The 13,240-nt window shown below is 44.0% G+C and carries 12 protein-coding genes; 3 read left to right on the top strand and 9 right to left on the bottom strand.

Translation table 11 applies throughout. The features are described 5' to 3' along the window. Position 1: 1 nt before the first annotated feature. The 5 genes from FTT86_RS06720 to FTT86_RS06700 form a co-directional block, all read right to left on the bottom strand. Positions 2-889 carry a ParB/RepB/Spo0J family partition protein gene (locus tag FTT86_RS06720; protein ID WP_004731487.1) on the bottom strand — a complete coding sequence of 296 codons (888 nt, stop codon included), beginning with the start codon at positions 887-889 and terminating at the stop codon, positions 2-4. Further along, positions 886-1,668 (bottom strand): ParA family protein, encoded by a 783-nt coding sequence (locus FTT86_RS06715; RefSeq protein WP_004278889.1) that lies wholly within the window; start codon positions 1,666-1,668, stop codon positions 886-888. Before FTT86_RS06715 ends, FTT86_RS06720 begins: the two co-directional genes overlap by 4 nt. A gap of 25 nt (positions 1,669-1,693) precedes the next feature. Then, complete coding sequence (gene rsmG, locus FTT86_RS06710; RefSeq protein WP_004645477.1) at positions 1,694-2,326, bottom strand: 16S rRNA (guanine(527)-N(7))-methyltransferase RsmG; 633 nt, start codon at positions 2,324-2,326, stop codon at positions 1,694-1,696. An 85-nt stretch (positions 2,327-2,411) separates the two neighbouring features. Continuing rightward, on the bottom strand, positions 2,412-3,101 hold the full coding sequence (gene murU, locus FTT86_RS06705) for an N-acetylmuramate alpha-1-phosphate uridylyltransferase MurU (protein WP_005247326.1): 690 nt from the start codon (positions 3,099-3,101) through the stop codon (positions 2,412-2,414). Next, a complete protein-coding gene (locus FTT86_RS06700; protein ID WP_004731490.1) occupies positions 3,102-4,115 on the bottom strand; it encodes an aminoglycoside phosphotransferase family protein in 1,014 nt (337 codons plus the stop codon). It lies immediately after the preceding gene. A 121-nt stretch (positions 4,116-4,236) separates the two neighbouring features. Between FTT86_RS06700 and FTT86_RS06695 the strand changes: the two genes are divergently transcribed. Then, the gene (locus FTT86_RS06695) at positions 4,237-6,690 is read left to right on the top strand and encodes an LPS-assembly protein LptD (RefSeq protein WP_180180884.1); all 2,454 of its coding nucleotides are present in this window, start codon (positions 4,237-4,239) and stop codon (positions 6,688-6,690) included. After that, complete coding sequence (locus FTT86_RS06690; RefSeq protein ID WP_044109557.1) at positions 6,690-7,997, top strand: peptidylprolyl isomerase; 1,308 nt, start codon at positions 6,690-6,692, stop codon at positions 7,995-7,997. The genes FTT86_RS06695 and FTT86_RS06690 overlap by 1 nt, the downstream gene beginning before the upstream one ends. Before the next feature lie 119 nt (positions 7,998-8,116). On the opposite strand, the gene hfq is transcribed toward FTT86_RS06690, so the two are convergent. From hfq to tsaE, 4 genes are all read right to left on the bottom strand, one after another. Then, positions 8,117-8,644, bottom strand: a complete 528-nt coding sequence (gene hfq / locus FTT86_RS06685) for an RNA chaperone Hfq (protein ID WP_004278899.1) — start codon at positions 8,642-8,644, stop codon at positions 8,117-8,119. Between the two features lie 91 nt (positions 8,645-8,735). Next, a complete protein-coding gene (miaA, locus tag FTT86_RS06680) occupies positions 8,736-9,680 on the bottom strand; it encodes a tRNA (adenosine(37)-N6)-dimethylallyltransferase MiaA (protein ID WP_180180883.1) in 945 nt (314 codons plus the stop codon). 6 nt (positions 9,681-9,686) lie between these two features. Further along, on the bottom strand, positions 9,687-11,654 hold the full coding sequence (gene mutL / locus FTT86_RS06675) for a DNA mismatch repair endonuclease MutL (RefSeq protein ID WP_180180882.1): 1,968 nt from the start codon (positions 11,652-11,654) through the stop codon (positions 9,687-9,689). Beyond that, positions 11,644-12,123: a tRNA (adenosine(37)-N6)-threonylcarbamoyltransferase complex ATPase subunit type 1 TsaE gene (gene tsaE / locus FTT86_RS06670; protein WP_004645485.1), complete on the bottom strand. Its 480-nt coding sequence runs from the start codon at positions 12,121-12,123 to the stop codon at positions 11,644-11,646. The genes mutL and tsaE overlap by 11 nt, the downstream gene beginning before the upstream one ends. A 126-nt stretch (positions 12,124-12,249) precedes the next feature. Here tsaE and FTT86_RS06665 point away from each other — a divergent pair, with 126 nt between their 5' ends. Beyond that, a complete protein-coding gene (locus tag FTT86_RS06665) occupies positions 12,250-13,158 on the top strand; it encodes a pseudouridine synthase (RefSeq protein WP_044109565.1) in 909 nt (302 codons plus the stop codon). Positions 13,159-13,240 lie beyond the last annotated feature (82 nt).

The raw sequence follows: 13,240 nt of genomic DNA, 5'->3' as shown, positions 1-13,240 counted from the left end.
ATTATTCATCTTCTAAAATAGAAAGAATGCCATCCAGCTCTTCTAAAGAGTGATAGCTAATAACCAGTTTCCCTTTACCTTGCTTGTTATAGTCAATTTTAACATCTGCACTGAAACGCTCTGAAAGGCGCTGAGTCAATTGCTGAATATCCGGTGCTACAGCTTCTTTTACTTTTTCTTGTTTAGGTGTATTGAAATCACGAACTAACTGCTCGGTTTGACGAACAGACAGACTTTTTTCAATTACGATATCTGCAACTTTGAGCTGATCTTTAGCTTTTAAGGTTAAGATCGCACGTGCATGCCCCATATCCAGCAAACCCTGCTGCATAAAGTCTTTCACTTCTTCTGCCAGGCTAAGCAGGCGAAGTAGGTTACTCACTGTCGTACGCGCTTTACCCACGGTATCTGCAATTTCCTGATGGCTTAAGCCAAATTCTTCATGGAAACGTTGCAGAGCCATCGCCTGATCAATCGGATTCAGATCCTGACGCTGGATGTTTTCAATCAAGGCCAGTGCAATCGCAACCTGATCATTCAGATCACGTACAATCGCAGGAACCTCGGTCAAACCCGCCAGCTGTGCAGCACGCCATCGACGTTCACCCGCAATAATCTCGTATGGATAGCGTTCATCGTCAACCGGACGGATCACGATGGGCTGCATGATGCCATGCTTTTCAATCGATGCCGCCAGTTCCTGCAAATCCTGCTCGTTAATATAACGGCGCGGCTGATATTCACCGCGCTTGAGCAAGTTCACATCGATCTGTTTTAGCTGACCATGGTCAAGACCTTGAGCTTCGAGTTGTAATTTTTCTTTTTGAATTGAGCCTAGCAAGGCATCCAAGCCACGACCTTTGGCGAGTCCACGTTTCTTGACGGTCATGCTTTACTTCCTTTTTTCACTTTGCTTTTCTTTAATACTTCAGCTGCCAGATTTAAGTAAGCAACTGCACCCTTTGAGCTTTTTTCAAAATAAATCACCGGCAAACCGTGTGCTGGCGCTTCAGCCAGACGAATGTTCCGCGGAATTACGGTTTCATACAGTTTTTTACCGAAATATTGTTCTAATTCTTCAGAGACATCACGGGTTAAGGCATTACGTGCATCGTACATGGTGCGTAATACACCGACAATTTGCAGGTCCGGATTCAATGCTTGCTGAATCCGATCGATGGTTTGGGTTAAATCCGCCAGACCTTCCAGTGCATAATATTCACACTGCATTGGAATCAGCACACCATCCACGGCTGCCAAAGCATTGACAGTAATCAGGCTAAGACTCGGTGCACAATCAACAATAATATAATCAAATGAGGATTCAATTTCCTGCAATGCATCCCGTAAAATGAACTCGCGCCCTTCCTGCTCTGCAATCGCCAACTCAACCCCAGCCAGATCACGGTTTGCCCCAAGTACCTTGTAACCGACTTCCGCCTTAGATATCGCCGTTTCAATCGGCACTTCACCCAGCAGTACATCGGTAACCGAATAAAGCAGGTCATTCTTCTGAATGCCAGACCCCATGGTCGCATTGCCTTGCGAATCCATATCGACCAGCAAAACACGTTTTTTTAACACAGCTAAAGATGCCGCCAAATTTACTGCGGTTGTGGTTTTACCGACACCACCTTTTTGGTTTGCAATCGCAATAATTTGTGCCATGTTGCCCCCAATCCCTTTAAAAATCTTAAATACGTTTTAATAGAAGTAAATGACGCTGTTCGTCTAAGCGCGGAACTTTAAGTTCAATAATCTCACAACTAAATTCATTTTTTAAAGTAGCAACTTCATCTTCAGGAATTAAGCCTTTCATTGAGGCAATAATCGTTTGCTCATGCATATATGGCTTAGAAGCATCAACAAAGTCTGTTAATGATGCAAAGGCACGACTAGTAATCACATCAAATTGACCCAGCTCATTGATGCTGTCTTCATTTTCTACACGCGTTTGCACGGCAATGACATTTTTAAGTTTCAAGTCAGCAATAAACTGCTTGAGGAAACGAATTTTTTTACCGTTTGAGTCCAGCAATACACATTCACGCTCAGGCTGACATAAAGCAATGATCATGCCCGGCATACCACCACCTGTGCCGATATCCAGTAATCGACCCGCTGGAAGATCTTTCAGAATGCTCAGACTATCGAGCAGATGCTTGACCAGCATTTCCTTAGGATCACGGATTGCAGTCAAATTGTATGCTTTGTTCCACAACACCAAAGCATCCTGATACTTGAGTAATAAATTTAAAGCCTCATCAGATAGCTCTAAACCCAAAGCCTGGCTACCCTGCTTTAGTTCTTGAAAAAACATGTGCATAAACAATCTACGCTCGAAAAAGTTAGGTGGAAGTATACCGTTTTCTCTATATTGGCACAGTAGGCAGTGCTTAGCGAATATTCACTTAAGCAAACTTCCCTTCACGGATCGCTGTATCCAGTGCCGTTAAACGCTCTGGGGTTCCTACGTCAACCCAAATGCCTGCCAGTTTAGAAGCTGCAACCTGCTGATTCTGCATTGCTGCTTTTAGCAACGGAGCCAAAGGACGTTTGCCAGTCTCTAAGACTTGGAACATCTTCGGATCAAGTACGGATACACCACTAAAAGTCAGGTTCTCACCTCCGACTTGCTGATCAAAGGTATAAGCTTTACCTTCTGCAAGCGTGAAATCACCCTCTGGGTGTTGTTCAGGGTTCTGCACAAGTACGAGATGCGCCAAATTATCCTTTAGATCAATATCCAGTAAAGGGGCAAAATCCATCGTGGTCCAGACATCACCATTTAATAGAATAAAAGGTTCATCACCGAGTAGCGGCAAGGCATTAATGATTCCACCAGCGGTTTCCAGACCTTCACCCTCATGTGACCAAAGGATGTTAATGCCAAATCGTGAACCATCGCCCAAAGCTTCTGCGAGTTTTTCACCGAGCCAAGCCGTATTGATGACAATTTCAGTAACACCGATCGCAGCCAGTTTCTCTATATGCCAGACAATTAAGGGCTTGCCCCCAACTTCCAGCAAAGGCTTTGGCGTATGCAGCGTTAGCGGCCGCATACGATTACCGAGTCCTGCGGCCAAAATCATCGCTTTCATTCAGGCAGCCACCTCATATGAGCCATATTTAGCTTCAAATGCAGGCATCACTCTGTCACGCATAAACTGCATGAATGGCTCTAGTTCTGCATAAGCCTTAGATTCTTCAAGCAGATACCACATCACACGTGGTAAGTCCTTGAGATAACCTGACTTGCCATCACGTTCAAACAGACGCACAAAAATACCTAAAATCTTGATATGACGCTGAATCGCCATCATGTCGGCGTCTTTTTTAAACTGTTCAAAGTCACGCTCTTCTTTAGCAGATGCTGGCAACAAGTCATAAAAGTTTTTGAACCAGCGATACACACGATCGGCATTCCACTGTACATAGGCATCACGGGTAATCGAGATCAAGTCATAAGTATCCGCACCAATCACAGCATCCTGAAAATCAATCACACCGAGTTCGGTTTCATTGTCGATTTTCATCAAGTTACGACTATGGAAATCCCGATGCACGATCACCTGTGGCTGTGCCAATGCGGCATTCGCCAAAATCGCAAAAGTGCGTTTGATCAAGGCGCTTTCTGATTCAGTCAGTTGAACCTTTAACGCTGGTAACATCCAGTCAGTCAGCAATTCCATTTCCGAGATCAGTTTTTCATAAGAATATGCCGGGAAATGCCCTTCTCCAGCAATCGATTGTAGTTGAATGAGCTGCTTAAAGCTTTGCTCATAATAAGCATCTACAGTCTCGTCATTCAGCAGATTCGACAGCAGCACATCACCAAAGTCTTCGAGCAGTAAAAAGCCATTTTCCAGGTCTTTTGCCACGATATGCGGAACACGCACGCCATGTGCATCAAAAAACTCATCTATCGTCACAAAAGGCACACAATCTTCTTTTTCTGGTGGTGCATCCATCAGCATAAATGTTTTATTATTCAGTTTGATTCGTGCATAACGACGGAAGCTGGCATCACCTGCTAAAAAATGAGTTTCAAATTGATCTGAACCGAGTACAGAGGCAATCCAAGATTGTATCAATTGTTCGCGTTGTGTATTCATTTGCAATTAATTCTAATACAGGCTGAGTTTTTAAAGTGCTAAGTGTAGCTACTTATCAACTTTTTCTCTATGATGCGACAATAATTAATTGCGATAAAAGCATGATTGGTTAATGAGACAAATGAAGCATCACTTTAAAATAAATCCTCTAGCGACTGCGATCTTAACCCTTTTATGTGGCAGCTCAGCCTCCGGCTATGCTGCATCAAATGTCTCGTCCGATGTAAATGCAGAACAACTCAAACAGCGCATAAATGAGACCTATCCAGGTGAAGCATTCTTTTCGCAATACTATGTCGACAAATCCTCAGCTGAGGCACAGCAGCGGCAGGAAAAATACTTAAGTTCAGCTTATTGTGAAGGCACCTGGGTGACCCCGATTGCTCCAGATGCAGCAACCGTTGCGCCAGATCAGGCTACATCCACCATTACTGCAGATTATGGTCACTACAATCCAGCAGGTGACTCTTATTTAGAAGGCAATGTCATCATTGACCAGCAAGGTCGCCAGATTCGTGCTGAACGCGTAACGATTGATCAAACCCAGACCTATGCCAAAGCAGAAGGTCGGGTACAACTTGCTCAGGGTGGCCTACTCTCGCAAAGTGATGATATTAATTATAATTTAAAGACCCAAGAAGGCGACCTAAATAACAGCTTCTATATTGCCGAGCAGCAAAATGCGCATGGTCGGGCAGAAAAGATCGCCAGAACCTCGACCGAGACGGTAGAACTGGAAAATGCGACCTATACCACCTGCCCACCTGAGCAAAAACCGACCTGGAAAATCCAGGCAGAAAAGATCAAGCTGAACCAGGAAACTGGACGTGGTGAAACCCGCAATACCAAGCTATATGTTAAAGATGTTCCGGTCTTGGCAGTTCCCTATTTCAACTTCCCGATTGATGACCGCCGCACTACCGGTATTCTGACGCCGACATTTGGCTTTACCAATGATGGTGGTCTGGAACTGGGTGTTCCGGTTTACCTGAATTTAGCGCCGCAATATGATGCGACGATTACGCCGCGTTATATTGGCGATCGTGGTACGATGTTAGACGGTGAGTTTCGCTATCTGACTGAAAATTATGGTGAAGGCCGTATTTGGGGAGGTTATTTACCTTCCGATGAAAGCTATAGCGATGAAGACCGTAAAAGCCTGCATTTCTTACATAACTGGCAGATCAATAATCAACTATCAACCAACCTTGAATATAACTACGCTTCAGACAAAGATTACTTTGCCGATCTGGATAATAACCCGAACTCTAAAACTGACCTGAACTTACGCCGTGCCTGGGAAGTCAATTATAAAAATGGTATTCCTGGCTTAAAGGCACAATTCAAAGTCGAAGACTTCCAAACCCTAGATCCAACCGTACTGGATGAAGATCGTCCTTATGCACGTCTGCCGCAGCTTTTAGTCAATTACAAAACTGGCAATCCATTGGGATTACAGCTTGAGTTTAATAACGACACAGCATATTTCCAGAAGGATCTGAGAAATTTCGCTGATACTGATCCAACGGGTGAGAAGGTATATCAACCGAGTGGTACACGGATCTATAATGACTTTTCCGTGCGTTATAATCATTTTACCCCGTGGTCATTCTTCATTCCTCAGGCGACTGTACGCAACATCAATACTTTCTATGATGAAAAAACCCAAAGCCGTAGCGCGTCTAGTGAAAATAATTCAATTGTGGTGCCACAATTCACGCTGGACACCGGCTTAATTTTTGAAAAAGAAGGTACGTATTTACAGACCTTAACGCCTCGTCTGTTCTATGCGTATTCACCTTATGAGAACCAGCAGAATCAGCCAAACTTTGATTCAGTCGTCGCTTCGATTAATTATGATCAACTTTTCAGTGCGCGTCGCTTTTATGGTAATGACCGCCTGGAAGACAATAACTTTGCCTCCTTAGGTCTGAGCTATAGCCTATTTAATGAAGAAGGTCTGGAGCGCCTGCGTGCCAGCGTTGGACAGAGCTTTTTCTTTGAAGATCGCCGTGTAACGTTGGAAAATGATGCAGATGAATTCGACCGTGAAAGTCATACTGGCCCTGTAATTCAACTGACCAGCCAGCTGTCAAATAATGTTCACGTTAATCTGAACTCAAGCTGGATGTCGAATGGATCGAATGCCCAACGAGATTTGCAGGTTTATTATACCGGTGAGCAAGGCAATCTTTATAACCTAGGCTATTTCTATCGCAAAGATATTCCGAACCGTCAAAAGAGCTATGATCATGTGGTGGGTTCATTTATCCAGCCGATTGCCAACAACTGGCGTCTGGTTGGACATGCCCAGTTTGACCTCGACAATAGTGTCGCACGGGAATATTTACTTGGCGTGAACTATGAGTCATGCTGTTGGGGAGTTTCTGTTTACGGTCGCTCATATTACAATGACTTAGACGACGTTAATGATTCAAGCGTCAAAGCCAAACGCGCTATTATGGCCGAAGTCAGCCTGAAAGGCTTAGGTGGGTTAAGCAGCAAACTCACCTCATTACTAGAAAATCGTATTCTAGGTTTTAACAATATCAATCAAACTTGGACAGAACGTTAATGAAGACAAAACAGTTAAAACAAATTTTTAAAGCAACCGCACTTGCGCTATGCCTTTCTTCAGCGATGACGACTTTTGCTGTTGCCCAACCTAAAGATGAAGTTGTAGCTGTAGTCGACAATAGTATCATTCTACGTAGTGACCTGGCTCAAGGTGTAGCCGAAATCTCACATCAGCTGCAAAAACAGAAAAAGGCAGTTCCACCACAACAATATCTTGAGCAACAAGCTTTAGAGCAACTGATTATTCGTCAGGCACAGCTTGAACAAGTTAAACGTTATAATATTCGTCCAGATGAAAAAGCTTTAAATGAAGCCGTCCTGAAAGTTGCCCGTGATTCTGGTTCACCGAGTCTGGAAGCATTCCAGCAGAAACTGGATGCCATGGCGCCCAATACCTATGCTTCTTTACGTAACCGTATCGCTGAAGATTTAGCACTGAATCGTTTACGTCAACAAATCGTGACTTCACGTATTCAAATTACAGATCAAGATGTTAAAAACTTCCTAAATACCCCGCAAGGTCAAGCTTTGCTTGGCAGTCAGGTCCATGTACTGCATTTACGGGTAAGCGGTGAAAATGCTGAACAAATTGCAACAAAGGTAAAGCAAGAATTAAATAGCAGCAATGACATTCAGGCGATCAGCAAAAAGTACAGCACTGGCGGCGTTAAAGTCGAAGCTGCTGATATGGGTGTGAGAAACCTGTCAGAAATTCCAGCAGAACTGGCTGCACGCGTGACCACCCTGCAACCAGGTCAAACTTCTGAACTGATTCCTGTCGCTGATGGTGTACATGTTCTGAAGCTCTTGGAACGTAAAGGTGGCGAACAGAAAGCCCTTGTTCCTCAATATTTAACACGACACATTCTGATTCAACCGTCTGAAGTGGTCAGTCCTGAAAATGCCAAACAAATGATTGATAGTCTGTATAACCGCCTCAAACAAGGTGAAGATTTTACTGTTTTAGCTTCAACGTTCTCCAATGATACTGGCTCGGCTCGTGATGGCGGAAGTCTTGGCTGGGTTAGCCCAGGGGTAATGGTACCTGAATTTGAACAGCAGATGAAAAGCACCCCAGTAGGTCAGTTCAGTAAACCATTTCAATCCCAGTTTGGCTGGCATATTCTGCAAGTGAGTGAAACACGCCAACAAGATATGACACAGGAATATCAGGAACGTATGGCTCGCCAATTGCTTGGTGAACGTCAATTTGATGCCGAATTAGATAGCTGGTTACGTGAAACGCGCAATAATGCTTATGTAGAAATCAAAGATCCTCAACTGGATCCTAAACGTAACCGTTAAGCCTTACCATAATCCTAAAAAGCCAACGACATCTCGTTGGCTTTTTATTTAAAAAACTTAAAACGTACAGATATAAAAAAACCTCTCATATAGAGAGGTTTTTTAATTTTCAAACTCGATTAACGATTGTTTTCATCGTCTGAAGAGTCTTCAAATTTAGTGTCGTTGTCAAAACCAGTGCCTTGACCACCAAAGCCAGCACCTTGACCACCGAAGCCACCTTGACCACCGAAGCCGGCACCTTGACCACCAAAGCCGCCTTGACCACCAAAGCCACCGCCTTGACCGCCGAAGCCACCTTGACCACCGAAGCCGCCACCTTGACCGCCAAAACCACCTTGACCACCGAAGCCGCCAGCACCTTGACCGCCACCAAAGCCACCTGCAGCACCTTGACCACCGAAGCCCGCACCTTGTGGACCAGCAGGCGCGCCAGCAGGACGTGGATTACGTGCAGGTACTACAGTTGAAATTGCATGCTTATAAACCATTTGGCTTACTGTATTTTTTAATAAAACCACGTATTGGTCAAAAGATTCGATATGACCTTGTAATTTAATACCGTTTACCAGGAAGATAGATACTGGGATACGTTCCTTACGGAGAGAATTCAAGAATGGATCTTGTAAAGTTTGACCTTTAGACATGTTATAACTCCAAAAAAATTAAAAATCAGCGCAAAAACTATCTCTATTTTTCAATTAAAAATTATAAAAAAGATAGTCCCTAAATTTTGCTTTATCCGTGACAGTTTCGCAAGTCTTCTTGAGCCTGCTGTAGCGTAAAATATGTTGTAAATTTATGCTTTTCTTGCAAAGACCTTAACCACGTATATTGACGTTTTGCAAGTTGTCGTGTCGCAAATAAAGCTTTATCCTCCATTTCCCGTTGCTTTTCCTTGGTTTTATCAGCATTTTTTAAGAATTCTATAGCCTGACGATAACCCACTGAACGTATAGAAGGTAAATTTTCATTAAAATCGTATTTTTCAATTAAATTCAAAACTTCATTTAAAAAACCGCTTTTCCACATAATTTCCAGACGTTGTTCAATACGCCCATGTAATTCTAACCGATCTGGCATCAGCGCATAATTATGGAAACTGTAACGATATGGTAAGTTTTTAGGTTGTTCTGCCTGTAGTTTTGTAATCGGCTCACCAGTCAATTTAAAAACTTCCAAGGCCCGAATAATGCGCTGCTTGTCGCTGACCTTGAATTTTTCACCGGCAATCGGATCAACTGCACATAATTCTGCATAAACAGCCTCCCAACCTTCCTGCTCACCCTTGGCTTCAATCCCTGCCCGAATAGCATAGTCTGCGCTCGGTAAATTATCTGACAAGCCTTCAAGCAAGGCCTTAAAATACAGCATGGTTCCACCAACCAGAATCGGGGTTTTACCACGCGCATGAATATCATCAATTAAACGACAAGCATCTTCGACAAAGTTTGCCGCAGAATACACTTCAAGTGGACTGATAATATCAATCAGATGATGCGGATAGCGCGCCAATTCTTCTTTAGAAGGCTTGGCTGTACCAATGTCCATTTCCCGATAAATTAGCGCAGAATCGACCGAAATCAGCTCAAAATTTCCTTGCTCATATAGCTCACATGCCAAAGCGGTTTTACCACTTGCAGTTGGCCCCATTAAATTGATGACCGGCAATTGATTGGACATGTAAAACTACTCTCCTCGAGCAAAAAGTTTATCTAGTTGAGCCAATGGAAAGGCGCGCCAAGTCGGACGGCCATGATTACATTGACTGGCAAATTCGGTTTGCTCCATCTGGCGCAATAAAGCATTCATTTCCGACAGGCTTAAAATACGGTGCGCTCGCACTGCACCATGACAGGCCATGCCTGCCAGAATCTGGTCACGCTTCTGCAATAGGCTTTGCGCCTGATCACCCGGATCTAAATCATTCAATAATTCAGGAATCAGGGCATCAAAATCGGCCTTGTGTAGAATAGCCGGTACACCACGTACGATAACTTGCTCATCACCATACTGATCAATTTCCAGACCCAAACGTGCGAGTTGCTCTTTCAGCTCTTCTACCCGCATCGCCTGCATCCGGCTAATGTTTACGACCTTTGGAATCAATAGTTGCTGTGACGTCCAGAATTCAAGTTTATCCCAGGCTGATTTCATTTGCTGCAAAACAATACGTTCATGCGCCGCATGCATATCGACAATAATCAGACCTTCGGTATTTTGTGCCAGAATGTAGATACCATGTAATTGGGCAATGGCAATGCCCAATGGATGCTCATCCACTTTGGCCTTTACATGTGTCTGAAAAGACTGCTCAGGACTAAATACTTCGGTTTCCGAACTTTCTCTGAGCGGTGCTAAATAACTTTGCAAGGCATTATTCAGCTGCTGTGAACCAGAATAAGATTTACGGTAATCTTGGGAATAATGCACTGTTTGTGGACCTGAAGATGCAAAATCGGTCAGCACATCTGAAGTTTCATTTTCACTTAAGGCAGATGTCGTTCTCACCACCTGTGGCTGAGAATGCGCAGTCTGATGCAGGCTGAACTGTTCCTGATAACGCGGTTGCGGGGCCGTCAAGCCAGGCTGCTCATCCTGTTTCATTGCCTCGGCTAAATCTGCAGTTGCGGTCTGGAATTGTGCCAACGTTTCTTTGGCATAATGCCGTACGAACTCATGTACTTCACGTTGATTCAGGAAGCGAATTTCATGCTTGGTCGGATGGACGTTTACATCCACATTTTCTGGATCAACTTCTAAAAACAGTAAATAAGCCGCATGCTGATGCCCATGCAGGATGCCGTCATAGGCCATCCGTAAGGCATGGGAAATGGTTTTGTCTTTGACAATCCGGCCATTTACATAGACATACTGCAAATCAGCCTGTGCACGTGCATCTGAAGGATGGCCAAGCCAGCCAGACAAATGCATGTTGATACTGTCTGCATCCATCCAGTAGGCATTTTCAGTAAACTGGCGGCCAAGCAATTGCTGTACCCGCTGAAAACGCAAAGCGCCGCTATCCGCCACGGGTAAATTCAGTTTGATGCTTTCATTATGTTCTAGCACAAAACGGATATCAAAATGCGTTAGTGCCATACGGCGCACAATTTCTTCGATATGACCAAATTCAGTGCCCGGTTTTTTCAGGAATTTACGCCGTGCAGGCACATTAAAAAACAAATCCTGAACCCGGATATGCGTCCCTTTTGAAGCCGCGACCGCTTGAATTTCCTGATGATCAAAAGCCGTGCCATTGACTTCGACCTGATAACCGATGCCCTCGTCACTTTGACTGCTGATCATGGTCAGGCGTGAAACTGCTGCTATCGACGCCAGTGCTTCGCCACGAAAGCCCAGACTGCTAATCGCATACAGCTCATCAACACTCTGGATTTTGCTAGTGGCATGACGCATCACTGCCAGCGGTAAATCCTCATGATGAATTCCGCGTCCATTGTCGATGATTTCAATTAAAGTACTGCCACCCTGTTCGACCCGAATGATCAGTTCCGTCGCACCCGCATCAATCGAGTTTTCCAGTAACTCCTTGACCACAGAAGCCGGACGTTCAATCACCTCACCTGCGGCAATCTGGTTGGCAAGTGCAGGATCAAGGGCACGAATACGGCGCAGACTTAAATCATTCGACATGTGAAAATTGACGCTCCAGAGCCTCTCGTAAAGCAAGATTCGATGAAATCAGGCTTGCAGTACGGGTAAGTTCATCTTCAGATTTTAAAATTTCAATAATCAGGTCAGCTTGCGGAATTTCATCACCACCTTTAGATGGCCATTCAAATAAAAATAGCGCATTCGGTGTTTCCAGGTAATCCCGGATGCCCATCAGTTCCAGTTCATACGGATCATTCAAACGATACAAGTCAAAATGAAAAATATCCTGACCATTAATTTGATAGGGTTCGACCAGTGTATAAGTTGGACTTTTCACTGAACCTTTATGACCCAGCTGTTGCAAATAATAGCGTGTTAACGTCGTTTTTCCTGCCCCTAGGTCACCAATCAGATACACGACCCCCGCAGGGAAATTCTCCGCCAGAACCTTGGCTAGTTTTTGGGTATCGTCTTCATGATTTAAAGTGACATTAAATGAATAAGGCATATTACTCACGACATGATGCAAAAGAATAAATATGATAGCATCGCCACGCTTTAAAAGCCTATTCACCCGTGTGAGAAACTGTATTTTTTCACAGCATCTGTTCCTTAAGAGGTTAATCTGCCTGCCATGCAACCAACTGTTGAATTTAACCCGCCTATGCTCAATGGGGTCAGTGCCAGTAAAGTATTTTTGCCAGCCAGTCCGGATGCGTCCCTGACAGTTTTTGCTTATTTATGCACACAATTCGCGCATATCACAGCAGATGAATGGCAGTCCCGTTTCAACGAAGGTCTGGTCTATGATGCTCAGGGCAATCAATTAACCACAGAAAGTCCATTTCAGGCTAATAGCCATTGTTACTATTATCGCTTTTTGGCACATGAAGTGCATGTTCCTTTTCAACATCAGATTTTATTTGAAAATGAGCATTTCATGGTGGTCGATAAACCGCATTTTTTGACCATGAGTCCGACCGGACAATATGTGCAGGAAACGCTATTGGTTCGTCTTAAAAAACAAACCGGTAATGAACATTTAACGCCCATTCACCGGCTGGATCGTGAAACGGCAGGTGTGGTCCTGATTTCCAAATGCGTGGAATCGCGTGGAATCTATCAGCAGATGTTTGCCACACGTCAGGTTCAGAAAACCTATCATGCGATTGCGGCCTATCACCCTGATTTAAAATTTCCATTGATCACGCGATTAAGAATGGAAAAGGGACAGCCCTTTTATACCATGCACGTGCTAGACGGAACGCCGAATAGCGAGACGGTGATTGACCTGCTGGAACATAATACAGAATGGGCTAAATATGAGCTGAAACCGCATACTGGCAAACAGCACCAATTACGGGTGCATTTGAATCATCTGGGTATTCCGATCCGTCATGATCCCTTTTATCCACAGGTAGCGCACAAGGCGGAAGATGATTTTTCTGCACCTTTAAGTTTATTGGCCAAACATATTCAATTTGTTGATCCGATCACGCAGAAAAGCATGAATTTCAGCTCGCAACTTGAATTGACACTGTAAATCGCTTGTCATTACAGATTATTTTCTAAAATCGGTTGCTTTAAGATTGAATTTCAAACGTAATTGATTAGAATAAAGGCGA

Source organism: Acinetobacter sp. YH01021 (assembly GCF_013420255.1).
GTDB lineage: Bacteria > Pseudomonadota > Gammaproteobacteria > Pseudomonadales > Moraxellaceae > Acinetobacter.
The sequence above is the reverse complement of the archived record's forward strand: the minus strand, read 5'-3'. Positions and strand labels throughout refer to the sequence as shown.

Coding starts and splice junctions, on each gene's coding strand:
- FTT86_RS06695 (WP_180180884.1), top strand. CDS start 4,237: ATGAAGCATCACTTTAAAATAAATCCTCTAGCGACTGCGATCTTAACC.
- FTT86_RS06720 (WP_004731487.1), bottom strand. CDS start 889: ATGACCGTCAAGAAACGTGGACTCGCCAAAGGTCGTGGCTTGGATGCC.
- FTT86_RS06665 (WP_044109565.1), top strand. CDS start 12,250: ATGCAACCAACTGTTGAATTTAACCCGCCTATGCTCAATGGGGTCAGT.
- miaA (WP_180180883.1), bottom strand. CDS start 9,680: ATGTCCAATCAATTGCCGGTCATCAATTTAATGGGGCCAACTGCAAGT.
- FTT86_RS06715 (WP_004278889.1), bottom strand. CDS start 1,668: ATGGCACAAATTATTGCGATTGCAAACCAAAAAGGTGGTGTCGGTAAA.
- rsmG (WP_004645477.1), bottom strand. CDS start 2,326: ATGCACATGTTTTTTCAAGAACTAAAGCAGGGTAGCCAGGCTTTGGGT.
- FTT86_RS06700 (WP_004731490.1), bottom strand. CDS start 4,115: ATGAATACACAACGCGAACAATTGATACAATCTTGGATTGCCTCTGTA.
- hfq (WP_004278899.1), bottom strand. CDS start 8,644: ATGTCTAAAGGTCAAACTTTACAAGATCCATTCTTGAATTCTCTCCGT.
- murU (WP_005247326.1), bottom strand. CDS start 3,101: ATGAAAGCGATGATTTTGGCCGCAGGACTCGGTAATCGTATGCGGCCG.
- mutL (WP_180180882.1), bottom strand. CDS start 11,654: ATGTCGAATGATTTAAGTCTGCGCCGTATTCGTGCCCTTGATCCTGCA.
- FTT86_RS06690 (WP_044109557.1), top strand. CDS start 6,690: ATGAAGACAAAACAGTTAAAACAAATTTTTAAAGCAACCGCACTTGCG.
- tsaE (WP_004645485.1), bottom strand. CDS start 12,123: ATGCCTTATTCATTTAATGTCACTTTAAATCATGAAGACGATACCCAA.